Source organism: Variovorax sp. YR216 (assembly GCF_900107745.1).
Classification (GTDB): Bacteria; Pseudomonadota; Gammaproteobacteria; order Burkholderiales; family Burkholderiaceae_C; genus Variovorax.
The window spans coordinates 22,919-46,852 of the sequence record NZ_FNRO01000022.1 but is presented as its reverse complement, the minus strand read 5'-3'; the positions used below and the strand labels follow the sequence as shown (position 1 = coordinate 46,852).

At 64.8% G+C, this 23,934-nt stretch carries 20 protein-coding genes and 2 pseudogenes; 16 read left to right on the top strand and 6 right to left on the bottom strand.

Annotation, left to right across the window (positions count from 1 at the left end; translation table 11 throughout):
- Positions 1 to 3: 3 nt before the first annotated feature.
- From BLW05_RS31430 to BLW05_RS31420, 3 genes are read right to left on the bottom strand one after another with little or no spacing between them, the layout of a single operon-like run.
- Positions 4 to 1,122: an acyl-CoA dehydrogenase family protein gene (locus BLW05_RS31430; RefSeq protein WP_093168100.1), complete on the bottom strand. Its 1,119-nt coding sequence runs from the start codon at positions 1,120 to 1,122 to the stop codon at positions 4 to 6.
- Between the two features lie 18 nt (positions 1,123 to 1,140).
- Positions 1,141 to 2,334 carry an acyl-CoA dehydrogenase family protein gene (locus BLW05_RS31425; RefSeq protein ID WP_093168177.1) on the bottom strand — a complete coding sequence of 398 codons (1,194 nt, stop codon included), beginning with the start codon at positions 2,332 to 2,334 and terminating at the stop codon, positions 1,141 to 1,143.
- A gap of 10 nt (positions 2,335 to 2,344) precedes the next feature.
- Entirely contained in the window at positions 2,345 to 4,471 is a 2,127-nt protein-coding gene (locus BLW05_RS31420; RefSeq protein WP_256330578.1) for an acetate--CoA ligase family protein, read from the bottom strand.
- A 224-nt stretch (positions 4,472 to 4,695) separates the two neighbouring features.
- On the opposite strand from BLW05_RS31420, the gene BLW05_RS31415 reads away from it, so the two are divergent.
- The 10 genes from BLW05_RS31415 (at position 4,696) to BLW05_RS31370 (ending at position 15,217) form a co-directional block, all read left to right on the top strand.
- Entirely contained in the window at positions 4,696 to 5,448 is a 753-nt protein-coding gene (locus BLW05_RS31415) for a GntR family transcriptional regulator (RefSeq protein ID WP_256330577.1), read from the top strand.
- A 41-nt stretch (positions 5,449 to 5,489) separates the two neighbouring features.
- Positions 5,490 to 5,876 carry a RidA family protein gene (locus BLW05_RS31410; protein WP_093168096.1) on the top strand — a complete coding sequence of 129 codons (387 nt, stop codon included), beginning with the start codon at positions 5,490 to 5,492 and terminating at the stop codon, positions 5,874 to 5,876.
- A 30-nt stretch (positions 5,877 to 5,906) separates the two neighbouring features.
- Positions 5,907 to 6,911, top strand: a complete 1,005-nt coding sequence (locus BLW05_RS31405) for an amidohydrolase family protein (RefSeq protein WP_093168094.1) — start codon at positions 5,907 to 5,909, stop codon at positions 6,909 to 6,911.
- A 43-nt stretch (positions 6,912 to 6,954) separates the two neighbouring features.
- The gene (locus BLW05_RS31400) at positions 6,955 to 8,190 is read left to right on the top strand and encodes an aromatic ring-hydroxylating dioxygenase subunit alpha (RefSeq protein ID WP_093168092.1); all 1,236 of its coding nucleotides are present in this window, start codon (positions 6,955 to 6,957) and stop codon (positions 8,188 to 8,190) included.
- An 82-nt stretch (positions 8,191 to 8,272) separates the two neighbouring features.
- The gene (locus BLW05_RS31395) at positions 8,273 to 9,247 is read left to right on the top strand and encodes a tripartite tricarboxylate transporter substrate-binding protein (RefSeq protein WP_093168090.1); all 975 of its coding nucleotides are present in this window, start codon (positions 8,273 to 8,275) and stop codon (positions 9,245 to 9,247) included.
- A gap of 19 nt (positions 9,248 to 9,266) precedes the next feature.
- A complete protein-coding gene (locus BLW05_RS31390) occupies positions 9,267 to 10,559 on the top strand; it encodes an aromatic ring-hydroxylating oxygenase subunit alpha (protein WP_093168088.1) in 1,293 nt (430 codons plus the stop codon).
- A gap of 26 nt (positions 10,560 to 10,585) precedes the next feature.
- Positions 10,586 to 11,557, top strand: coding sequence for a PDR/VanB family oxidoreductase (locus tag BLW05_RS31385; protein ID WP_093168086.1), 972 nt, complete (start codon positions 10,586 to 10,588; stop codon positions 11,555 to 11,557).
- A gap of 33 nt (positions 11,558 to 11,590) precedes the next feature.
- Positions 11,591 to 12,379 carry a crotonase/enoyl-CoA hydratase family protein gene (locus BLW05_RS31380; protein WP_093168084.1) on the top strand — a complete coding sequence of 263 codons (789 nt, stop codon included), beginning with the start codon at positions 11,591 to 11,593 and terminating at the stop codon, positions 12,377 to 12,379.
- Positions 12,380 to 12,383: 4 nt separating this feature from the next.
- Positions 12,384 to 13,721: a 3-hydroxyacyl-CoA dehydrogenase gene (locus tag BLW05_RS31375; protein ID WP_093168082.1), complete on the top strand. Its 1,338-nt coding sequence runs from the start codon at positions 12,384 to 12,386 to the stop codon at positions 13,719 to 13,721.
- Between the two features lie 779 nt (positions 13,722 to 14,500).
- The gene (locus tag BLW05_RS31370; RefSeq protein ID WP_143044979.1) at positions 14,501 to 15,217 is read left to right on the top strand and encodes a hypothetical protein; all 717 of its coding nucleotides are present in this window, start codon (positions 14,501 to 14,503) and stop codon (positions 15,215 to 15,217) included.
- Between the two features lie 221 nt (positions 15,218 to 15,438).
- Here the strand turns inward: BLW05_RS31370 and BLW05_RS31365 are convergent, their stop codons facing one another.
- Positions 15,439 to 16,419: an ABC transporter substrate-binding protein gene (locus tag BLW05_RS31365; protein ID WP_177142890.1), complete on the bottom strand. Its 981-nt coding sequence runs from the start codon at positions 16,417 to 16,419 to the stop codon at positions 15,439 to 15,441.
- Positions 16,420 to 16,680: 261 nt separating this feature from the next.
- Here BLW05_RS31365 and BLW05_RS36650 point away from each other — a divergent pair.
- Together BLW05_RS36650 and BLW05_RS36645 are read left to right on the top strand one after the other, a co-directional pair.
- A pseudogene (locus BLW05_RS36650) lies at positions 16,681 to 16,905 on the top strand (IS5/IS1182 family transposase); the annotation flags it as partial.
- On the top strand, positions 16,879 to 17,178 hold the full coding sequence (locus tag BLW05_RS36645) for a transglutaminase-like domain-containing protein (RefSeq protein ID WP_256330581.1): 300 nt from the start codon (positions 16,879 to 16,881) through the stop codon (positions 17,176 to 17,178). The pseudogene BLW05_RS36650 and the gene BLW05_RS36645, both read left to right, overlap by 27 nt.
- A gap of 50 nt (positions 17,179 to 17,228) precedes the next feature.
- Here the strand turns inward: BLW05_RS36645 and BLW05_RS36955 are convergent.
- Positions 17,229 to 17,378: pseudogene (locus BLW05_RS36955) on the bottom strand (MarR family transcriptional regulator); the annotation flags it as partial.
- A gap of 91 nt (positions 17,379 to 17,469) precedes the next feature.
- Here BLW05_RS36955 and BLW05_RS31345 point away from each other — a divergent pair.
- Positions 17,470 to 18,120, top strand: coding sequence for a Bug family tripartite tricarboxylate transporter substrate binding protein (locus BLW05_RS31345; RefSeq protein ID WP_177142888.1), 651 nt, complete (start codon positions 17,470 to 17,472; stop codon positions 18,118 to 18,120).
- 130 nt (positions 18,121 to 18,250) lie between these two features.
- Here BLW05_RS31345 and BLW05_RS31340 read toward each other — a convergent pair whose 3' ends face one another.
- Positions 18,251 to 19,237 (bottom strand): serine hydrolase domain-containing protein, encoded by a 987-nt coding sequence (locus BLW05_RS31340; RefSeq protein ID WP_218135258.1) that lies wholly within the window; start codon positions 19,235 to 19,237, stop codon positions 18,251 to 18,253.
- Positions 19,238 to 19,804: 567 nt separating this feature from the next.
- Here BLW05_RS31340 and BLW05_RS31335 point away from each other — a divergent pair.
- The 3 genes from BLW05_RS31335 to BLW05_RS31320 all read left to right on the top strand — a co-directional run bounded on the left by BLW05_RS31335 (position 19,805) and on the right by BLW05_RS31320 (position 23,899).
- Positions 19,805 to 20,977 (top strand): ATP-binding protein, encoded by a 1,173-nt coding sequence (locus BLW05_RS31335; RefSeq protein WP_256330576.1) that lies wholly within the window; start codon positions 19,805 to 19,807, stop codon positions 20,975 to 20,977.
- Between the two features lie 263 nt (positions 20,978 to 21,240).
- Positions 21,241 to 21,630 carry a 4Fe-4S dicluster domain-containing protein gene (locus tag BLW05_RS36950; protein ID WP_371126995.1) on the top strand — a complete coding sequence of 130 codons (390 nt, stop codon included), beginning with the start codon at positions 21,241 to 21,243 and terminating at the stop codon, positions 21,628 to 21,630.
- A 400-nt stretch (positions 21,631 to 22,030) separates the two neighbouring features.
- Positions 22,031 to 23,899: a potassium transporter Kup gene (locus BLW05_RS31320; RefSeq protein ID WP_093168065.1), complete on the top strand. Its 1,869-nt coding sequence runs from the start codon at positions 22,031 to 22,033 to the stop codon at positions 23,897 to 23,899.
- Positions 23,900 to 23,934 lie beyond the last annotated feature (35 nt).

Sequence of the window (23,934 nt, the reverse complement as noted above, 5' to 3'; positions counted from 1 at the left end):
CGCTCAGTCGCGGGCCGCCGACACGCGTCTCAGATGCCATGCGGCATCGCCAAAGAGCTGGCCGATGACCATCAGCCGCTTGGCGTAGTGGCCGACCCGGCATTCGTCCGTCATGCCCATGGCGCCGTGCATCTGGATGGCCGCGAGCGCGATCTGGCGACCTTGCTGGCTCGCAAGCACCTTGGCGGCCGACACAAGTCGACGGCGCTTCGCGGTGTCGCCGCCATCGACCGCCATCGCGGCGGCACAGGCCATGGACTTGAGTTGCTCCAGCCCGATCGCCATGTCGGCCACGCGATGCTGGAGCACCTGGAACTTCGCCAGCGGCGCACCGAACTGCTTGCGTGTGCGCAGGTGCTCGGCGGTGTGTGCGAGCAGCGCTTCGACCGCCCCTGCGGCTTCGGCGCACAGGGCCGCGATGGCCGCATCGAGCGCCACGTCGATCGCAGCGTCGGCCGCACCGCGCGCGCCGAGCATGCGATCTGCACTGACCACCACCCGGTCGAAGCGCACATGGGCCGCACGGCGCCCATCGAGCGTGTCGAAGCCCTGCACATGCACGCCGGGTGCGCGGGCGTCGACCGCGAATACCGTGGACCCGCCGTCCTCGCCGCAGCGCGCCGCCACGAGCAGCAGATCCGCCGTGTCGCCATGCAACACCAAGGTCTTGCGGCCCTCCAGCACATAGCCCTCCGGCGTTTCGGTGGCACGGGTGCGAACGCGTTGCCAGTCGTAGCGCATGCCCTCTTCGTAGAGCGCCACCGCCGCCTGGATGCGGCTCTGGGCCATCGCGGGCAGCCATTGCCGCTGCTGCGCTTCGGATGCCAGCCGCCGCAGCAACTCGCCCGCCATGACCGTGCTCGCCACGAACGCACCGCCGCCCAGTGCGCGGCCGAGTTCCTGCGCGACCAGCATCACCTCGATGGCGCCCTGCGCCGTGCCGCCCATATCGGCATCGAAAGGCAGGCCCAGCAAGCCAAGCTCAGCCATGGCGCGCCAGCGCTGGGCCGATTTCGCAAGCGTCTCGGCGTTGCCACGGTGCTCGGCGGGATATTCGCCGTCGCAGAATCGGCGCACCGCATCGCGCAGCGCCAGGTGATCGTCGTTGAGGGAAAAGTCCATCGTCGTCCTCGTCATGCCTCAGAACGCTTCCAGCGCGGCGCGCGCGATCAGATTGCGCTGGACTTCATTGGTGCCGCCGTAGATCGTGACCTTGCGCGAATCCAGGCAGTTGGCCGCGAGCGCGACCATCGATTCGTCGGTCGCGGCTTGGTCGAGCTGTTCGAGGAACTGCACCTCCGGCGAGAACGGCACCGCCTCGGGCCCGGCGATGTCGACCAGCGTTTCGTAGATGGCCTGCCGCAGCTCGGTGCCGCGCACCTTGAGCATCGATGCCTCCACCGCTGGGACCGGGCTCTGCTGATTGGCGCTCAGCAGCCGCAGCGCGGTGAATTCGAGGGCCATCAGCTCGACCTCGAACTGCACGAGCCGCGACTGCATCACCGCATCGCCGTCCAGCCCCTGCTGCGTCGCGAGGCGGCGCGCGCGAGCGAGTTGCTGCTTGCACGAGCCGATGCCGGCGATGCCGGTGCGCTCGTGGCCCAGGAGGTACTTGCCGCAGGACCAGCCCTTGTTCAGTTCACCGACCAGGTTCTCGACCGGGACGCGCACGTTATCGAGGTAGCACTCATTGAGGTCCTCGCCGCCCTCGAGCATGCGGATGGGCCGCACCGTGATGCCGGGCGTTGCCATGTCGATCAGCAGGAACGAGATGCCCTCCTGCGGCTTCGCGGCTCCGGGGTCTGTCCTGACGAGTGCGAACATCATCGAGCACCACTGCGCGTACGAGGTCCAGACCTTGTGGCCGTTGACCACGAAGTGCTTGCCGTCGGCTTCGAGCACGGCGGTGGTCCGCACCGCGGCGAGGTCGGAGCCCGCGCCGGGCTCGGAGAATCCCTGGGCCCACCAGGTGTTGCTCTGGCGGATGTCGGGCAGGTACTTGCGCTTCTGCTCATCGGTGCCAAAGGCGTGCAGCACCGGGCCGAGCATCTGGATGCCGCTGGCGATGATGCGCGGCGCGCCGCCGAGCAGCGTCTCCTCGTCGAAGATGTAGCGCTGCACATGGTTCCAGCCGGGTCCGCCGTGCTCGACCGGCCACGCCGGCGTCAACCAGCCGCGTGCTTCGAGGATGCGGAACCAGGTGATGTAGTCGGCGCGTTCCAGGCGCAGGCCGAGCTCGACCTTGCGGCGGATATCCGCCGGCAGATGCGTCCTGACGAATTCGCGCACCTCCAGGCGGAAGGCTTCGTCGGCGGAAGAGAACTGCAGCTTCATGCGCGCGACCTCAGGCAGTGGCGACCACCAGCGCATCGAGCGCCAGCACGGACGGCGTCGCGCCGGCCGGATAGGCGACGAGCGGGTTGATGTCGATCTCGGTGATCTGCGGGTTGGCGCGCATCTGCTCGCCGACCTGCGCGACCACACGGGCGATCGCTTTCAGGTCCACCCCGGCCTCGCCACGCGTGCCGCGCAGCACCGCCACAGCCTTCAGGCGACCGAGCTCCACCAAGATGTCTTCTTCCGCCATGTCGGCCGGAATCAGCCGCACGTCCTTCAGTGCCTCGATCCAGATCCCGCCGAGCCCCACCAGCACGACAGGGCCCCATTCGGGATCGCGCTTCGCGCCCACCACCAGTTCGAGTCCGCGTGGGCCCGTAGCTTCGACCAGCGCGCCGTCGAGCTGCAATTCCGGACGGTGACGGCCGACGTTGTCGTGAAGCCGCCGCCAGCCTTCCCGCAGCGAGGCCTCGTCGGCCAGGCCGACCAGCACGCCGCCGACGTCGCTCTTGTGGGGTAGCTCGCTGGCCTGCGCCTTGAGCACCACCGGATAGCCGATGTCCGTGGCGATGCGCACCGCCTCGTCGGCGCTGCGCGCCAGCGCGCCCCGCGGCACTGTCAGGCCGGCGCGGGCGAGCCAGGCCTTGCCCTGGTATTCGGGAAAGATACCGTTCGCGGGTACTGCGGCCGGAAGCGGCAGCGCACGAGGCTGGGCTTGCGCGGCACGAGCAGCACGCTGCAGCGCCTCGCCATAAGCGGCAACACGGCGCAATGCACGCAGCGCACGATCGGCCGAGCGAAACAGCGGCACGCCGCTCGCGCGGATGGCCTCGGTAAAGAACGGCTCGATCGGACTCGCATCGCCCGTCAGCACCAGCACCGCGGGCTTGCGCGCCTTCGCGATGGCGGGAACGATGTGCTCGGCCTTGTCCTTCTGCGCCACCACCGGGCCTACCGGGATCGCCAGCACGATGCTGCCGATGCGCGCGTCGTCCAGCATGGTCAAGAGCAACTCGCCGATCAGGCCCGGCTGGCGCACGCCGATGGTGGTGTAGTCCAGCGGGTTCTCCGCCACCGCGTACGCGGGCAGCATGGCGCGGAGCTTGTCGACGGTGGTGTCCTCCAGTTCCGGCAGATCCAGGCCGAGGTCGTCCGCGAAATCGAGTGCGAGGTTCTTCATGGCACCGGAGCCGGTCATGAAGGCCGCACCGCCCACCGGCGGCTGCGGATAGCGCAGCAGGATGGCGGTGGTGTCCAGCAGTTCGTCGAGCGACTCGACCACCACCACGGCCTCGCGACGCAGCAACGCGGTGGCGGTCGCGTGATCGCCGGCCAGTGCGCCGGTGTGCGATTGCGCGGCCTCGCGCGCACGGTCGCTGCGCCCCGGCATCAGCAACACCACCGGCTTGCCCTTGGCGCGCGCTTCGGCGGCCAGTTGCAGGAAGAGGCGCGGACGGCGGATCTGTTCCGCGTACACGGTGATGACGCGGGTCTGTGCATCGCCAAGGTAGTGCGCCACCACGTCTTCGGCGCTCACCGATACCTCGTTGCCCGTCGAAAACACCGATGTCACGGGTACACCGTTGCCCAGGAATGCATCGCGCAAGGTCGCGGCCATGAAGCCGCTTTGCGCCACCACGCCGACGCCGGCGCGCTGTTCGCGCTCGCGTGCCGCCAGCGGCTCGAAGGTGACGGGCACGCCGGCCGCCAGGTTGGTGAACCCCATGCAGTTCGGACCGACGAGCAAGATGCCGGCCGCTCGCGCGGCGCTCGCCAGCGCCTCCTGCTTCGCCTGCCCCTCTTCCCCGGCCTCGGCGTACCCCGATGCGAACAGCACCGCCGCGTGGCAGCCGCGCGCGGCGAGGGCCTCCACGGCTTCCAGCACACCGGCTTCGGGTATGGCGAGCACCGCCAGGTCGATGCCCTCGGGCAGTTCGTCGACCGACTTCACGCAGGCGCGCCCGTTGATTTCCACGCTGCCACGGCTCACGAGGTGCAGCGCGCCGTCGTAGCCAAAGCGCTCCAGATTGCCTTGGACGAAACCACCGAAGGAACGCGAGTCGGCCGAGGCGCCAACGATGGCGATGGAGCGCGGCGTCATCACGCGCTGTAGATTGAGGTGGTTGGCATTCATGTTGGCGATTCTGGCATACATAAAATGCTTGTCAACATACCAATAAATAAACTTCTCAGAACTGATCAAGCTTTTCTGACTAAGACAGGCGCTCAAAATCACTAGGGGAATCCCCAGAGAATCCCGTCCATCCAAGTGAAGGACGGCGTTAGCCAGATCGTCCATCCAGCGTTGTCATTGGCATTCATAGAAATATCTATTGCATACCAGTTCATATGAGTGGTATGTTCCAGCTCATGGATACCGATCACGACCCCTCCCTCCTTTCCGACGAAGACACTTCCGGCGACGAATCACGTCGACGCGGTGGCCGCGCGAACGAGATCCGCACGGCGCTGCAGGAGGAAATCGAGAGCGGCAGCCTTCCGCCGGGCGCGCCGCTCGACGAGCGCGCATTGGCCGCGCGCTTCCAGGTGTCACGCACACCGGTGCGTGAGGCCTTGCAGCAACTCGCCGCGCGCGACCTCGTGCGCATCGCGCCGCGCCAGGGCGTGACCGTGGCGCGCCTGTCCATCAACCAGGTGCGGGCAATCATGGAAAGCATCGGCGAGCTGGAAGCCCTGGCCGCCAAGCTCGCGGCGCGCCGCGTGGACGATCCCTTGCGCAAGACGCTGGACGAGGCCGTCCAACGCTGTCAGGACGCGGCCGTGCAAGGCGGCGCCGCCGAATACGCGATCGCCAACACCTTCTTCCATGAAACCGTGTACGACGGCGCGCGCAATCCCTACCTGGCCGAACTCATTCGCAACGCGCGCCGGCAGATCCAGCGCTATCGCTTGAAGGACTTCCAGACCAAGGCGCAGATCAGCAAGTCGCTGCAGGACCACCTGCGCGTGGCCCGGGCCATCCAGGAAGGCGACGAAGCACTCGCGGCCCAGGCCATGCTGCTGCACGTGCCCTCGGGCTCCACCGGCTTCTCCGAATTCCTGGCCCGCATGCCGATGAGCTTCTTCGAGAGCGACAGCGCGGATCACTGACCCGCCAACGCTCCTCCTTCGCCACTTCGCAGGACACCCGCATGACTTCTTCCGGTCGCTCCATCGACTTGCCCGGCGCTTCGCACAACGCGCCGATCCCCGCCGGGGCGCGCGTCGGCAACATCCTTTGCTCTTCAGCCATCGCCGGCAAGGACCCCGTCACGGGGCAACTGCCCGAAGACATGGCGAGGCAAGTCCGCCATGCCTTCGCCAACCTGCGCGCGCTGCTCGAAGCGGGCGGCGCCACGCTGTCCGACGTGGTCAAGCTCTGCGTCACCATCCGCGACAACGCGGTGCGCGACGCGATCAACGCCGAATGGCTGACCGCATTTCCCGATCCGCACGACCGCCCGGCACGCCACATCACAGTCGTTCCGCTGCAGCACGGCATGTGGCTGCAGCTCGAAGTGATGGCCGTCATCCGATAAACCCGAAAGCCACTGGAAAGCGCTTCTTTCATGATCATCGATTCCCACGCCCACATCGTCATGCCGCCCGAAAGCTTCCGCTTCATGGCGGAGCTGGTTGGCGGCCGCGCCAATCCCAATACGCTGCCCAAGATCCCGGACGCCTCCGTGCGCAAGGTGGCCGAGGAGCTGGTGAAGAGCATGGACAACGTGGGCACCGACATCCAGTTCATCTCCCCGCGCCCCTACCTGCAGATGCACTCCGTCAAGCCCGGCCGCGTGACGGAGCTGTGGACCACGCATTGCAACGATCTCATCGCGCGCTTCGTCGAGATGTTCCCCGACCGCTTCCGTGGCGTCGCCGGCCTGCCGCAATACATGGACGAGGCTCTCGAACTGCGTGCCATCCCCGAGCTGCGCCGCTGCGTGACGCAACTCGGGTTCGTCGGCTGCCTGATCAACCCCGACCCGACCGAAGGGTTGGGCGATCCGCCAGGGCTGGGCGACCCCTTCTGGCATCCGCTGTACAAGGCGATGACCGAGCTCGATGTTCCCGGGCTGATCCACTCCGCCGGAAGCTGCAGCGCGCGCGAGTCGTACACGCTGAAGTTCATCAACGAGGAAAGCATCGCGGTCGTCTCGCTGCTCGGCGCGAAGACCTTCGACACTTTTCCCGATCTCAAGATCGTGGTGGCCCATGGCGGCGGCGCGATCCCCTACCAGATGGGGCGCTTTCGCTCGTGGAACGTGCGCAAGGGCGAGAAGGAAACCTTCGACGAGCAACTGCGCAAGCTCTACTTCGACACCTGCAACTACAGCAAGGAAGCCATCGAACTGCTGCTGAAGGTGGCGGGCACCGACAACGTGCTCTTCGGCACCGAGAAGCCCGGCACCGGTAGTTCGCGCGACCCCATCAGCGGACGCGACTACGACGACATGAAACCCGTCATCGAAAGCATCGAATGGCTCACGGACAAGCAGCGCACCGACATCTTCGAGTGCAACTGCCGCCGCGTCTATCCGCGGGCCTTCCGCAAGGACGAGGACTGCCGCTGACCGCGCGCACGCGCAAGCCTGAACAACATCTGGAGACCCTCTCATGCCAATGAGCAAGGAAGACAACGAGCTGCTGACGCGCGTCGAAAACGGCGCCCCCATGGGGGAGATGATCCGCCAGCACTACTGGCTGCCCGCCGTGCCCTCGATCAAGCTCGAAGCCGACGGCGCGCCCATACGCATCCGCCTGCTGGGCAAGAACTACGTGGCGTTCCGCGCCACCGATGGTTCGGTCGGCGTGCTCGACGAGCAGTGCCCGCACCGCAAGGCGTCGCTCGCGCTGGCGCGCAACGAGGACAACGGCCTGCGCTGCATCTATCACGGCTGGAAGTTCAACGTCAAAGGCGAAGTCGTCGAAGCCCCCAACCACACGGGCGACCAGGCGCAGTTCTGCAAGCATGTGCGGGTGAACCGCTACAGCGCTGCGGATCGCGGCGGCATCGTCTGGGTCTGGCTGGGTAAAGGCGACACGCCGCCGCCCTTCCCCGACCTGCCCTTCATCGACCTGCCGGCGAGCCAGCGCTCGGTGACCAGCGCCGAGGTGCCGACCAATTGGGTGCAGGGTGTGGAAGCATCGATGGATTCGTCGCACGTCGGCGTGCTGCACGAATCCACCACGCAGATCACCGCTGGCGGTGGCAACGAACGCATGCTGATGACCAAGGCGCTCGCACCCAAGCTCGAGTTCGAGGAACGCCCCTACGGCTACCGCTATGCCGCGTTGCGCACGCTGCCAGATGGCAAAGTCTACGCACGGGTCAACAACTTCGTGATGCCGTGGTACGGGATCATCTGCCCGCCCGACGCCAACGGACCCACCACCGTGTTCTTCTCGACACCGGTGGACGACGTGACACATCGCGCGTGGTTCGTGCACTTCAATCCGAACCGGCCGCTCGGCATGACGGTGATGTCGGCCTCGCCGGACGTGTGGAACTTTCCCCCGCTGCCCCCCGGCGGGCCCAATGAGAACTGGGGACAGAACCGGGACCTCATGAAGCGTGGCCACAAGACGGGCTTTCCGCAGCACCTGGGCACCGAGGACTTCGCGATGTTCCTCAGCCAAGGCCCCATCGTCGACCGCACCGACGAGCAGTTGTGCTCCGCGGACGGCGCTGTGCTACGCGTTCGCCAGATGCTGCTGAAGGCGGCGCGCGAGTTCATGGAGGGCAAGCAGCCGACGATGGCGCATCACCCGGAACTCGACTATCAAAAGATCCGTTCGGTCGGAGGGGTCATCTCCAGCCCGAGCGACTGGCGCGCCCTCGCCGACGCCTAGCGCCAAAGCCATTCGACGCCACGCAGGGCGCAGAAGACGCCCGCGGCCTCGAGCTCGAAAGCTCAACCATTCGGAGACAACGATGAAACTCAGCCGTCGCGACCTTCTGACGTATGGCGCGGCCATGCTTGCCGTGCCTCGGGCCATTCATGCGCAGAGCAAGCCGGTGATCCGCATCGTCGTGGGCTTTCCGCCCGGCGGTGCCACCGACGCGATCATCCGCGCGGTCGCCGACCGCTTGCCTGCGCTGCTCGGACAGCCGGTGATCATCGATAACAAGCCCGGCGTGGGCGGGCGCATCGCCGCCGACGCGGTGCTTGCGGCTCCGGCGGATGGGCTCACCTACATGGTGGCCCCGAATGCGACGCCCACCTTCCAGATGCTGGTGTTCGCCCACGAACTGCGCTGGAACATCCTGAAGGACTTCGCGCCCGTGGCAACGCTCGCGTCGTATCCGCTGGGCATGGGCGTTGCGCTCAACACCGGTGCGACGAACGTGCGCGAGTTCATCGAGTGGGTGCGCCGCAATCCCGGCAAGGCCAGCTTCGGCGCCCCTGGACTGGGTGGGCAGAACGCCTTCCTCGGCGTGCAGCTCGCGAAGACGGCGGGCATCGATCTGCCGGTGACACCCTACAAGGGCACGCCGCCCATGGTGACCGACCTCGTCGGCGGGCACCTGTCCTCGGCCATCAGCCTGATCGACAGCATGATGCCGCACCACCGCTCCGGCCGCATCCGCGTGATCGGCATCTTCACCAAGGAACGATCGCCGCTCATCCCCGAGATTCCGACCTTCGCCGAACAAGGCGTCGACGTGACTTCGGGCGAAGGATGGACCGGCATGTGGGCACGCGCCGGCACACCTGCAGCGGAAGTCCAGCGCATGCAGAAGGCCCTGCAGCTGGCGCTTCAATCATCGGAAGTCAAGGAGTTGCTCACGCAACGGCTGTGGGTGCAGCCGGACTTCCGACCGGGCGCCGAGATGGATGCGCTGCAGCGCGCCGAGCTCGCGCACTGGGCACCCATCATCAAGGAATCCGGCTTCAAGCCGGAATGAGCGGAAGGACGTTCGTCTCATGCTGACTGCAGAAAAGAACCGCCAGCTCACCGAAGTCGGACCAGGCACGCCGATGGGCGAGGTGCTGCGCCGCCACTGGCACCCCATTGCCGGCATCGACGATCTCGACCGCGAGCCGGTCAAGCCGGTGCGCCTGATGGGCGAAGACCTTGTGCTGTTCAAGGACCTCGGCGGCCGGTACGGGCTGGTGGACCGGCACTGCGCGCACCGACGCGCCGACCTCTCCTACGGCTACGTCGAGCAGGATGGCATTCGCTGCAACTACCACGGCTGGCAGTTCGATGCGCAGGGCACATGCGTAGCGCAACCGTTCGAGGAGCACGTGGATCCTTACGCGCGCATGCGTTGCAAAGTGCGCCTGAAGGCCTACGAAGTGCGGCCCATGGCCGGCCTGTTGTGGGCCTACATGGGACCGCTGCCTGCGCCGCATTTGCCCGACTGGGAACCCTTCCACTGGTCCAATGGCTTCGTGCAAGCGGTGTTCTCCGAAGTGCCCTGCAACTGGTTGCAGACACAGGAAAACTCCATCGACCCGGTGCACTTCGAATGGATGCACGCCAACTGGAGCCGCCGCCTTCGCGGCGCGCCCGCCGGGGACGAGAGCGGCTATGCGCCCGCGCATGTGCAACTGGCGTTCGAGGATTTCGAGCACGGCCTGATCTACAAGCGCATCACCGAGGACACCGATGCGAACCATCCGCTCTGGACCATCGGCCGCGTCTGCCTCTGGCCCAACGGCTTCTTCCTCGGCGACCACTTCGAATGGCGCGTGCCCATCGATGACGGGAACACGCTCAACGTCACCTGGTCGTTCATCCGCGTGCCGCACGAGTCCGAGCCCTTCGTGCAGAAGACCATTCCCACCTGGTACAGCCCCATTCGCGAGCCCGACACCGGACGCTGGATCACGAGCCACATCATCAACCAGGACATCGTCGCGTGGGTCGGTCAGGGCCGGGTCGCGGACCGAACGCGAGAAAACCTCGGCGCAAGCGACCGCGGTATCGCGATGCTGCGGCGCCAGCTCTTCGAGGACATCGAAGCAGTGCAGTCGGGCCGCGACCCGAAGGGCGTGCTGCGCTCAACATCGAACCAACCGCTGTTACTACCCAGCGATTCGCGCGACTTCTTCCTGACAGGACTGCCGCTGGCGGAGTACCGGCGCCATCCAAAGTGGAACCGTCTGCTCACCCACTTCATCTTTCACGCAGGGCAGCCCGAGTGGGTCCAGCACGAGCATGCCACCGCGATGGGCGTCGAGATCGAGCCGATGACCGCCCTCGATCTCTGATCCTTGTCGCATCCAGGAGACCCCTCATGAGCACCCAGGAAACACTGATGCAGGTCCGCGTGCGGGCTGTGACCTATGAAGCCGATGGAATCCTCGGGTTCGAACTCGTACCGATGCCCCCGCTAAAGGAACTGCCTGCCTTCACGGCGGGTGCGCACATCGACCTGCATCTACCCAATGGCCTGCTGCGCAGCTACTCGCTGCTCAACGCACCCAGCGAGCGCCACCGCTACCTCATCGGCGTCAACAAGGATGCCAAGAGCCGGGGCGGTTCGCGGTACATGCACGAAGTGCTGCGCTCCGGCGAGACCCTCACCATCGGTGCGCCGCGCAACAACTTCCCGCTCGATGAAACATCCCCGATGAACGTCTTCATCGCGGGCGGCATCGGCATCACACCGATGATGAGCATGATCGCGCGCAGCCAGGCGCTGGGCACGCCGTGGCGGCTTCACTATGCGGCGCGCACGCGCCGCAACGCGGCCTTTCTCGACGTACTGCAGGGCTTTCACAACCAGCCCAATGCCGAACTGCGCTTGAACTTCGATCAGGAAGCCGGAGGCCAGATGCTCGACCTCTCGGCGATCGTGCAGTCACTCCCCGCCGGCGCGCACGTCTACTGCTGCGGCCCGCTGCCCATGCTGGCTGCGTATGAACAGGCAACCGCCGGGCTGCCTCCCGATCGCGTGCACATGGAGTACTTCGCGGCGAAGGAAGCCGCCGCGACGGACGGCGGCTTCATCGTCGAACTGGCGCGTTCCGGCAAACAGCTGGAAGTCCGCGCGGGTCAGACCATCCTCGACAGTCTTCTCGCCATCGGCATCGAGCCGCCCTTCTCCTGCCAAGAGGGGATCTGCGGCACCTGCGAAGTCCGGGTGCTCGAAGGCACCCCCGACCACCGCGACCTGGTCCTCAGCAATGCCGAGAAGGCCGCCAACGACCGAATGATGATCTGTTGCTCGGGCTGCAAGACGGCGAAGCTGGTTCTGGACCTCTGATTCGACGCACCACCACCTCAACCAAGACCACCCATGAGCGAACCACTCATCACCTACGAGCTCGACGGCAACGTCGCGCTGATCGGCCTGAACCGCCCGGACAAGCGCAACGCGATCAACGACCCGCTGATCGACGAACTGCGGGTCGCCGTGTTGCGCGCGCACGAAGAAGCCGATGTCGCTGTCCTCTTCGGCCACGGCAGCAACTTCTGCGCGGGCCTCGACCTGGCCGAAGCGCTGGCACGCGCCACGGGCCAGATCAAGCCGCTGCGCAAGCGCCGCCGCCACAACTGGCACGAAGTGTTCGATCTGATCGCGCGCGGTCCCATCCCGTTCGTGGCCGCTCTGCATGGCGCCGTCGTCGGCGGCGGACTCGAACTCGCGATGGCCACCCATTTGCGCGTGTGCGACGAATCGGCGCTCTTCGGATTGCCGGAAGGCCAGCGCGGCATCTTCGTTGGCGGCGGCGGCACAGTGCGCATCCAGCGCGTCGTCGGCACCACGGTGATGATGGACATGATGCTCACGGGTCGGTTGCTCTCGCCTTCGGAAGGGCTGCAGGAGCACGTCGTCCGGTATGTCACGCCGCCCGGCGAGGCGCTTGGAAAAGCCAGGGAACTGGCCGCACGCGTCGCGAAGAACAGCGTCGAGACCAACTGGATGATCATCAACGTGCTGCCGCGTGTGCAGGACCTGTCGCACGACGACGGCTTGTTCATGGAGCAGCTCAACTCGGCCCGCGCACGTCCGCCCGAAGCCGAGCAGCGCCTGCGCGAATTCGTGGACGGCAAGGCGCGGAAGATCCAGGACAACCAAGGCTGACCTCATGAGTACCACCGACCTCTTCGCCGTCAGCGAGACCGAGCGCGAGCGCGCCGCCCTGCACGCCAAATCCGCAGCCACCGAAGCAGGCCGGGTCCCCGACATTCCCGAGGGAACTGCGCTGCGGCCTGTTCACCGTGTGGCCGTGATCGGCGCCGGCACGATGGGCGGAGGCATCGCGATGTCGCTGGCCAACATCGGCATTCCCGTCACCCTGATCGATGCGAACCCGCAGGGGCTGGAGCGCGGGCTCCAGCGCGTACGGGACAACTACGACGGCAGCGTCTCGCGCGGAAAGCTCGAGGCCGCGGAACGCGACCGGCGGCTGGCGCTCATCACCGGCTCGCTGCAGATGGCCGACGTGAAGGACGCCGACCTCGTGATCGAGGCAGTGTTCGAGGACATCGGCCTCAAGCAGGACATCTTCCGGCAGCTCGACCGGCTGGCGAAACCGGGCGCCATTCTGGCCACCAACACCTCGGGCCTCGACGTCGACGAGATCGCCTCGGTCACTTCACGTCCGCAGGACGTGGTCGGCGCCCATTTCTTCAGCCCCGCACACGTGATGAAGCTGCTCGAGGTGGTTCGAGCCGCAGTCACCGCGCCCGACGTCATCGCCACCCTGATGGACTTGGGCCGCCGCATGGGCAAGATCGCCGTGCTTGCGCGCATCTACCCGGGCTTCATCGGCAATGCACTGTTCCGCAACTACACGCGCGAGGCGCACTTCCTGGTGGAAGACGGCGCGCTGCCGCACGAGGTCGATGCCGCACTCAAGAAGTTCGGCTATGCGATGGGCATCTTCGCAGTGCACGACATGGCCGGCAACGACGTCGGCTACCAGACGCGGAAGGCGCAAATGGCTACGCGGCCCAACGACAGGCGGTGGAACGACCTGATCCTCAAGCTGTGCGACCAAGGGCGCCTCGGGCAGAAGAGCGGAAAGGGGTGGTATCGCTACGAGGAAGGCGACCGCACGCCCAAACGCGACCCCGAGCTCGAGCAGTTCGTCATAGAGGAATCCGGCCGCATGGGCATCCAGCGTCAGCAGATAAGCGAACACGAAATCGTCAAGCGCTGCCTCTACGGAATGATCAACGAGGGCGCCAAACTGCTCGAACAGCGCGTCGCGCTCCGACCCAGCGACATCGACATTGTCTATCTCACGGGCTACGGCTTCCCTGCGCATCATGGCGGACCCATGTATCTCGCCGATCGCATCGGCCTTGCGAGTGTGCTGGCCGACATCCAGCGCTACAACGCGCGCGACGGTTTCTGGTGGAGACCCGCGCCGCTGCTGGAGCGGCTCGTTGAGGAAAACAGGCGCTTCGCAGATCTCTGAGCGGACTTCCAGCCGCTGGGCAAGACACCTACTAGAGCGTGCGCCGCGACCGTGGCGTCGGCGAGAAAGCGCTAAATAGACCACCCTCAAGCATCGCGCGGCGGTAAATGCGGCCGCTACAAGCGCGCGTGAACGCCGGGGGAATTCGCGCACTCTCACTCTATTTCTCACGCAGGCTGCACAAGTTTGGCGACCATCGGTCGTTTCGATACTCTGACGTCACCTCAGGGCGAGCACTGAATCAGGCTTCCACGTTAGGGAACGCGGCTCCACCAACTTCGGTACTCTGTTTCGCGCCGCCACCGTGTGGTGCGCGCGAATAGAGTGTCAAATTCTGGGCCGCTACTACCCCCGTGTGACCCGGTGTTCCAGGCGAGCTTTGGACGTGCTGTCTTAGGGTGTCGGTGACGTTCCCCAGCGTCAACTGCATCTCAGGCGAAACTGGTGGTCTCGAATTCGTTGGCGTTGCTCCCTGATGCGGTCTTGCTGGAAAGCGGTCAGAGGTTGCCGAGGCAACTGCTATGGCAACCAGAGGCCACAGCGCCCGCCTGGTCGACCGCGGGGCGGCGAAGCACATCTTCCCAGGTCGTCGCGCGGGATTCGTTCAACCATGCGGCATTGAACTTTCGATCTTGCATGGGCAACCACTGTGCTTGATGACCGCGGTGCCGCAGCCCATCGACTTTACGTAGCCTCAATCAGGTGTGAAGTATTCCGCAGCACGTCAGGAAGCCGGCACTCCCGAACATCGGGCGAGGCTGGTCGACTAGCATGTCAGCATGAACCCATTGCAGTTCGAACTCGATCGCCTGTACGGACTGGGTGCGAACCCCGCGGACTGCGCTGCCCCAGCGGCCGCCCAAGGCGTTCGAGCCTTGGTGCTGGAGCTGAGGCCACCCGCGGGGTGGGCCCAGCTTTCCTCGGTCTGGACGGGCGTCCAAGTGGACCTCGGCTTTCCTCCCCCGGCCATCGCGGTCTCAGGCGTCGACGCACTGCAGCTGTGGTTCTCCCTTGCATCGCCGACTTCGCCGCGTGCTGGCGAGCTTTTCCTGCAGGGCCTGCGTGCGCGGTATCTGCCGGACGTGGGATCGACCCACGTACGTCTGATCGCCGACGCGGCGCAACTCCCGTCCGTGCCGCCCTTGGAGACCAGCCCCGATCGCTGGTCGGCGTTCGTCGCTCCTGACCTGGCTTCGGTGTTTGCCGATACGCCGTGGCTGGACCTTCCTCCCAACGCCGAAGGCCAGGCATCGCTTCTGCACGCGCTCGAGCCCATCCGGCAAGTGGCCCTCGAAGCCGCGTTAAGCCAACTTGGCGTCGTAGAGGAAGTGCCAGCTGACTTGAAGCTGTCCGGCTTGCCCGAAGTGCCCAGCCCCGAACAGGGGGGCGCCGACGCGGAGCGCTTCCTGAGACGCGTCATGAACGACGAATCGGTGCCTATGGCTTTGCGGATAGAAGCCGCAAAGGGCTTGCTTGGCCATGCCAAGCGCTCGTAGGCGGATCGCCGGAAGCATCAGACAGATCCTTGGATAGAACTGCGATCTCGACGTCGGCTCGGTCGGCTTGTTGCTCCGCAGGCGCTCTGCGGACGTTGCAGCGCCCCGCTTCGTTGTCACCGCCAGAAGTCGCGTGGGGCCCTCTGCAGACTTCCAACTAGCCGATCTTGCGGCCGCAAAGCCGTCGTTCAGGCAGAGGCCATGGCCCGAACGAATGGCTGTCATTCGATCACCCGGGTGACGCGCATCAATATAGATTGAGGCATCGTCATGCCGAGCGCTCTGGCAGTCTTGCGGTTGACGACAAGTTCGAATACCGCCGGCAGCTCAATCGCCATGTCGCTAGGCCGTTCACCCTTGAGAACCTTGTCGACGTAGGTAGCAGCGCGCAGACCCAAGGCGTCGAGATCGGCGCCATAGCTCAGTAGGAATCCGGCGTTGGCAAGCAGTGTCAACTCGCTGATCGATGGCAGTCGATATGTGACAGCGAGCTCTGCCAATTTCGTCCGGTGGGCAACGATGGTATTGGTGGCAATGGCGTAGAGTCCTTGCGCGCGACTCGATGCTGCATGCTTGAATGCCCGCTCGAAGTCGTCTGGTCCTCTGACCTCCAACATAATCAATTGGAGCCCGAGCGCGCGCGCGCCGGCCTCCACACTAGGATCGTTGAGTTCCGCCGGCGCCAGCAAGACGGCCACTCGTTCCAGCTCCGGCACGGCGGTCTTAAGGATTTCGAGTTGCTTCGCTGCAAGTTCGAGGAAAGTCACCTGAACTCCAGTGACGTTGCCGCCGGGTCGGGCGAGTGACTGCGCCCAGCCTTCTCGGACTGGATCACTCCCGCTGATCGCCACGATTGGTATCGTGCTAGTCGCCTTGCGTGCGAATTGCAAAGGTACCGGCCCGGCGGCAAGAATCACGTCAACCTTCGACTGGACGAGTTCGGCGACCAACGTCGCCAGCAGGTCGGGCCGCCCGTCAGCGTAGCGATAGTCGAGCACGATGTTGCGGCCATCCATATAGCCGAGATCGCGCATGCCCCGGCGGAACCCGGCGATAGGATCCGGGTCCCCTCCCGACGGCGGAGAGCGGAAAGACAGCACGCCGATCCGCGGCATGGCTACTGCGGCAGGCTGCGCACGGAAAGCCGAAGCGCGGCTGGCTATGTGCGCCATAGCGAGCGAGACGACGATGCGACGGTTCACGAACATCTGCGGCCTTCCAACGGCCGCTGTGCTTGGCATGACAGCCTACGCTTCGGACGACCACGGTAGGGAAGAGTGTCTCACGCCCAAAGCCAGCCGCGGAAAAATGGAACAACACTGGCCATCTTCTCGCGGCGCCGCGGCCCAACTCACGAGCGGCGCGCCTGGCGCGGGCGTCGGCTCGAAGTCACCGCCTAGGAGGCTGGGCGGCAGAAGCCGGTTTCGTGTCCTCGCCCGAAGGGCGAGGCGCGTTCATGAGCGATGGCCGCGAACTACTTGCCCTACGACCCGCAGCACATGCTGCTGCTGCCCGGAGCGATGCAGGACTGGTTGCCCGAAGGGCATCTGGCGCACTTCATCAGCGACGCGGTGGACTTGCTGGACTTGGGTGCCTTTCATGCCCGCTACGACAAGGACGGTCCGCGCAACCAGTCATTCCACCCGGCCATGATGGTCAAGGTGCTGATCTACGGCTACGCCACGGGCTACCAGCACGCCCAGCGCACCCGTTCGGCACTTGACGCCTTCAAGGAAGGGCAAGGCGTGTGCCGTGACTATGCGCACCTGGCGATCACCCTATGCCGCTGCCTCTGCACAACGGCATGCCTGCGGCGGTTCATTCCTCAAGCCAACAACTTCTTGTCAAAGAAGTTCTTGAGTTTTCCCAACGCGCTGTACAACGCAACTCGTTCGTCCGGATCCAGCAAGGCTAGGATCTCGGCTTGTGCGGCCTTCGCCCGGGGGAGAACCTTGACGTAGAGCCGCCGGCCCTTCGGTGTGATCTTGCAGACCAGGCGTTTGCCATGTTCCGGATCCGCATCGACCTGCGCCAGTCCGCGTTCGGCCAGCGTCTGCAACGATCGGCTGACGAGGGCCTTGTCGGACATGGAGAGCTTCACCAATTCACTAAACGGAATCGGCGCGTAGTCCGCCAGCGCCGCCAGCGCGCGCCATTGCGGCGCGTTGAGGTCAAAGTCCGCGAGGGTAGCTCGCCGTCACTTCCCGTTGCATGGCGCCCGCCAGGCGCACGAACAGGAAGGTGGGAAAGTCTTGCAGCGACAGTCGGACTTCGAGCCGGTCTCGCTGCTGGTGGCCGGCAACGTCGGCCTGGTGGCCGCAGGTAACGCACCCTACAGCAACCTGAAGGAATTGGTGGACTATGCCAAGAGAAGCGGCAAGCCCCTGACCTACGGCACGCCCGGCCTGGGTACCAGCGCCCACCTGTACGGCGAGGCCCTGCGCAAGCAGGCCGGCATCGACATGACCCACGTTCCCTACAAGGGTGGCGAACTGGGTGCGGTGAACGACATCATGGGCGGCGTGCTGGACCTCACGCTGATCTCGCAAGGCAATGCCAAGACGCAGTCCGCGGGCGGCCGGCTGAAGGTGCTGGCCATGTCGGGTACCGAACGCACGAAGGCGCTCCCCAATGTGCCGACATTCGAGGAACAGGGCTACAAGCACTTCGGTCTGGCTGGCTGGATCGCCGCATACGTGCCGGCTTCTACACCCAAGCCTGTGATTGCCAAGATCGCCGCGACTTTCCGCGAGACGCTGCAAGAGCCCGCCATCGCCTCGAAACTAGATAGCTTGGGGTACGACGTGATCGGCGGCACGCCGGAGGAACTGCGCACGTTTTACCAGCGGGAGTACGGGCGCTTTGCCGAGTTGGTGAAAAACGCAGGGATCGTGCCGGAATAGGCTGGTCTGCCGCGAACACCGTCAGCCGGCGGCCGACGGCCGGCGCCCTGAGAAGATGCGACGATGTCTTTGCGCAGTGCCTTCAATGGGAAACCTTGGCCTGGTTGGCGAGAAGTCAATTCGTCTGCGTCTAGCCTGGGGGCGGGATCGCACGCAGAACGTCCCTGAAAACGCCAAACTGCAGTTTGAACGCTTGCGGGCTGTAGTCTTGGTAGTAACCTGCCGTCACCGCGACAACGAGATTGCGCTCGGGGACGATGCGAATTGACTGACCGCCTCGTCCCAGCGCGCCAATCCAGTTAACCACACCCGCGTTGGTTCGGGCGCGACCGAGCCACCAGAGATAGCCATAAAGCTGGTCGTCCGTCGCCTTGATCTTTGGCATCGTCGAGGTCTCGATCCAGTCTCTGGAAACGATTTGGCGGTCGTTCCAGCGACCGCCCGCGAGGACGAGCTGGCCGATCTTCGCCATGTCGCGCGGCCGCAAGCGCAATCCGCCTCCGGCATCCGTATCCCCTCTGACTCGGCGCCACTGCACGTCTGTGATGCCCAGGGGCTCGAACAGCACTTCTCGTGCAAATGCGTCGAGGGGGCGTCCGGTCGCCTTGCGGACGATGGCGGACACAAGGGCCAGCGCGCCGGTGTTGTAGAAGAAGGCTTGGCCCGGCGGCCCAGTCGACGTCAGGCCGAGAACGTAGCGAATCGGATCGCCCGCCCTGTACATGCGCGACTCGTCGTTGTTCTCACCAGTGGCTGGCGTTGCCTCCACCCACTCCAGCCCCAGTGTCATGGTGAGCGCATGCACCAGTTGGAGGCGATCCTTCTCAGGCGAACGCAAGTCCGCGCACTCGGGGAAGAAATTGAAGATCGGTTCGTTGACGCTACGGATAAGTCCCCGATCGATTGCGATCCCGACGGCAAGCGACGCAACGCTTTTCGAAACCGACTTCACTGCGTGCAGGGTGTCGGCATTGAAGACGACATTCTTCACCCGACTGCCAAAAAACAGGCCGGGTACCTCGTCAGGACCGCTGAAGTACCGCTCGAAGACTACGTTGCCACTACGAGCGACCAGCACGGAATGTATGTTCGATGAGGTCGCGAGTTGATCGGCCATCCTACAAAGCGCCCCAACATCAATGAGCTTGTCATCATTGCTGTTTGATAGCGCCCACCAATCGTCTCGCGCACTTGGGAGACCGCAACCATCGGACGGCTCCGCGAACGCGGGCAACCCATGGAGCGATGCCAGCGCCGCCCCGCCAACAAGTGAAGAGAACTGGCGACGTCTCATATTCCGTCCTTTGGCCCAGGTGAAGCCGACGCGGGCAGCGTAGGGTCACTAGCGACACGTGGTCTGCCGGAGCAACGAAGGACCGCTACTGGCCGCATTGTGGCGTATTGCTGCCGGCCATGATTCGGCATGGCCGGATCAGCAACGATCCGAACTTGCATGCACAACTGGCCGCGGTCAGTCCAGCCACCATCGACCGGGTTCTTGCACCGCTGCGCCTGGCGGCCAGCAAGGGCCGACGCCGTGCTGCCGGGCAGAGTTCGGCGGTACGGATAGTCCGCACCGCGGCTGCGGCGGCGCGAGACGGTGTCGAGAGAGGTCCGGGTCCACTGCCCATGCGCGTTTTGGCAAATGCAAGAATAAATCTTCAATTTGCACGAAGTGCGTAGAATGACCGCCATGATTCCTCGTGACGTCGCGCCGCTCGCCGCCGAATTGGCGCGCCAGTATCCGGTCCTGACACTGACCGGACCGCGCCAAAGTGGCAAGACGACTCTGTGCCGCAGCCTCTTTCCCGACAAGCCCTATGTCACGCTGGAAGATCCGGACACGCGGCGTTTCGCCGATGAAGATCCGCGCGGCTTCCTGAAGGGAATCGAAGGCGGTGCCATCATCGACGAGATCCAACGTGCGCCGCAGATCCCCTCTTACCTTCAGGCGATGGTCGACGCCGATCCGGCCCCGGGGCGCTTCATCCTGACGGGCAGCCAGCAGTTCGAACTCATGTCCCAAGTGAGTCAGTCGTTGGCCGGCCGAACTGCTGTGTTGCGACTGCTGCCGTTTTCCCTCGCCGAGGTCGCCCGGCTGCATCCGGTGCCGCCACTGGCGCAAACACTGCTCACCGGCTTTTACCCGCGCATTCACGACCGAGGCCTCGACCCCTCTCAGGCGCTCGGCGACTATTTCGCGACATACGTGGAGCGTGACCTGCGCCAACTCGCCGCCGTTCATGACCTGCAGCGATTCGAACGCTTCGTGCGACTGTGTGCCGGGCGTGTCGGTCAGCTCGTGAACCTCTCGAGCCTGGGCAATGATGCCGGCGTTTCGCACGCTACCGCCCGCGCGTGGCTCGACCTGCTCCAGACGAGCTACATCGTGCACGTGCTGCCTCCCTGGTTCACCAACACGTCGAAGCGGCTGGTGAAAAGCCCCAAGATGTACTTTTACGACGTAGGGCTGGCCTGCTGGCTGCTGGGCTTGCGCAGCGCCGATCAGGTGGCGCGCGACCCGCTCTTCGGCAGCTTGTTCGAGAACCTGGTGATCATGGAAGCCCTCAAGACCCGATTCAACCAGGGCGAGTCGGGTGAGATGTACTTCTTCCGCGATGCGACAGGCAACGAAGTCGATCTGCTGATTCCCTCAGGACGCAAGCTCCGTGCCGTGGAGATCAAGGCTGGCGCCACAGTCAACACCGACTACTTTCGCGGCCTTCGCAGTTTCTCTGGCGCCTTCCCTGATGCGCTGGAAGGCGGTAGCGTCGTCTATGGTGGCGACGTTGACCAGGCACGAAGCGACTGGCCGGTGATCGGCTGGCAACGACTGCAGCATCCGCCGGCGCGGTGATGCGGCGGCCTTGGAGCATGTAGCCCAGCCCCAGCGCGGCTCTGCGGCGCGTGGGAAGCCGCTCCAGCAATTGCCACTGGTCGCTCGCGATTGCTTGTCAGGCTGAGACGTCCCGTACCGTGTCAAACTGCTGGGGAAATACGATATCCCCAGAATGGAGCGCATGACAGACTTCGCCGGGCTGCATCCCTCGGACCCTCGCGGCGCGGCCCAGGAGCGTGCCGTCTACATCCAATCGACCGACAGACAGCTCAATCCTCCCGATGTATCCAGCGCCGCGCCAGCGAGCCGATTCGGTGCAGCCGCCGGCCTTTTCGATCAACTCGACCTCCGGCCGCTGGAACTGCGGATGCGCCGCCGGCCATGGTGGCGGTTTTGGTAGTCAGCGAGCCTTCGCTGAAGCCCGAAGGTATCGCTCCATGAGCGGTCAACAAACCCGGCCTCATCGCCCGGGTTGGATACCCGAGGTCAACACTGCGCGCTGCACAGGTTGCGGATGGTGTGTTGCCGCATGCGATCTCCATCTGCTCAGCCTTGAAGTCGTGAAGTGGCGCAAGACCTCAGTGCTGCACGAGCCGGGTCGCTGCACAGGTTGCAGCGATTGCGCTGTCACATGCCCGTTTCGCGTGATCAGGATGCGGAGGGTGGATTGAAGGTGTTCACGGGCGGCCCCCGAGGCTGCGAACACTACAGCCACTCGCGCGGCCAATGCCGGCATCGTCTTGATGCGGTGGACTTCGCGCATCGCGTGCTGGCGCGCTAAGCCGATTCGATCCGACGCTGGTGACCGATAAGCGCGGTGAGCTGCACGGTGAACGTCGCGTTCGGCCGACGCCGTGGTCTGCCTCTGATCCGCGCCACGCCGTCATGTCCCATGCTGACGCGCTTTGCATACCGCGCCATTCATCCGATCTTTTTATACTTTTTTTACGCGACTACGCTCATATTCCGTGGGGCCGATTTGAGGTGTTCGCAATGATTGACCAGTCAGGAAGAGTTCAGCGATGAGCGAAAGCATCGTGAACAAGCCTAGCGAGATTGAGGCGTGCAGCGATGAATAGATCTCGCCCTTCCCTTGCTGCGCTCAGTCTGGGTGCCATCGGTGTGGTGTATGGCGACATCGGAACATCGCCGCTCTACGCATTCAAGGAGGTGTTCGCCAGCGGGCGCGTGCCAGTCACCCACGACAACATTCTCGGCATCCTGTCGCTGTTCTTCTGGACGCTGACGGTCGTCGTCTCGGTCAAGTATGTCGGCCTGATCATGCGCGCGGACAACCACGGCGAAGGGGGCCTGATGGCGCTGCTCGCGCTGGCGTCCCACTCGGTCCGCGACCGGCCGCGGGTTCGGCAGGTGCTGATGGTCTGCGGCATCTTCGGGCTCGCCCTGTTCTTCGGCGATGGGGTGATCACGCCAGCCATCTCGGTGCTTTCAGCCGTGGAAGGCCTGGAGATCGTGACGCCGGCGGCAAAGCCTTATGTGCTGCCGATCTCGTTTGCCGTGCTGATCGCGTTGTTCCTCGTCCAAAAGCATGGCACCGCGCAGATCGGGCGCTACTTCGGCCCGATCATGGTGCTCTGGTTTCTGGCCATCGCGCTGTGTGGCCTCATGCCCGTGCTGCGCAATCCATCCGTGCTGTGGGCGCTGTCTCCCCACCACGCCCTGCGATTCGGACTTGCAAACCTGCCGCTCGCATTCGTGCTGCTGGGCGCGGTCTTCCTGTGCGTCACCGGTGCCGAGGCTCTCTACGCGGACATGGGGCACTTCGGCAAGGCGCCGATCCAGTGGGCCTGGTTCGGGCTGGTGATGCCAGCGCTGGTGCTGAACTACTTTGGCCAGGGGGCCTTGGTACTGGCCGATCCGAAGGCCATCGAGAACCCATTCTTCCTCATGACCCCGACCTGGGCGTTGATCGGGATGGTCGGTCTTGCCACCGCCGCCACAGTCATCGCCTCGCAGGCGCTGATCTCGGGTGCGTTCTCGGCCACCAAGCAGACCATCCAGCTCGGCTATCTGCCGCGCATGACGATCCTGCACACGTCGGAGCATGACAAGGGGCAGATCTACGTGCCTGCGGTGAATCTGGCGCTGCTGGTCGGGGTGACCCTGGCGGTGGGGATGTTCCATTCCTCGTCGGCGCTCGCGGCGGCCTATGGCATCTCGGTCAGCCTGGTGATGGTGATCACTACCGCCATGACGTTTTTCGTGATCCGCTATGGCTGGGGTTATCCATTGCCGCTGTGCATCGCAGCCACCGGATTCTTCATGGTGGTGGACACCGTCTTCTTCGCATCGAATCTGCTCAAGATCGCCGAAGGCGGCTGGTTCCCGCTGCTGATGGCCGCCGCGCTGTTCGTCATTCTTGCGACCTGGAGCGATGGCCAGGCCATTCTTGCCGGCAAGCGAAGTGCCGAGGCGCTGGAACTGAAGCCTTTCCTCGAGAACGTCACCAGCGATCCGCCCACGCGCGTTCCGGGCACCGCGGTATTCCTCACGGCGCAACCGGACATCGTCCCCAATGCAATGCTGCACAACCTGAAGCACAACAAGGTCCTGCACGAACGCAACCTGTTCGTGACCGTGCACACACACGAGATCCCGGTGCTGCCGCCCGACCAGCGGGGGGAGATGACCCCGATCTGCCAGGACTGCTGGCGCGTGGTGCTGGACTTCGGCTTCATGCAAAGCCCCGACGTGCCCCAGGCGCTCGCTGATGTCATGCGCGGCAGCCTTCCGTTCGACCCCATGACTACGAGCTATTTCCTTTCTCGCGAAATCGTCGTGCCGACCGTGGGTGACGGCATGGCCGACTGGCGCGAGAAGATCTTTGCCACCATGCATCGCAGCGCAAGCGCTGCCGCCGAGTACCTCTACCTGCCCAACAATTCGGTCGTCGAACTCGGGTCGAAGGTCGAGATCTGAATCCTGGCGCACGGCGTATTTAGGGCGAATGCCAC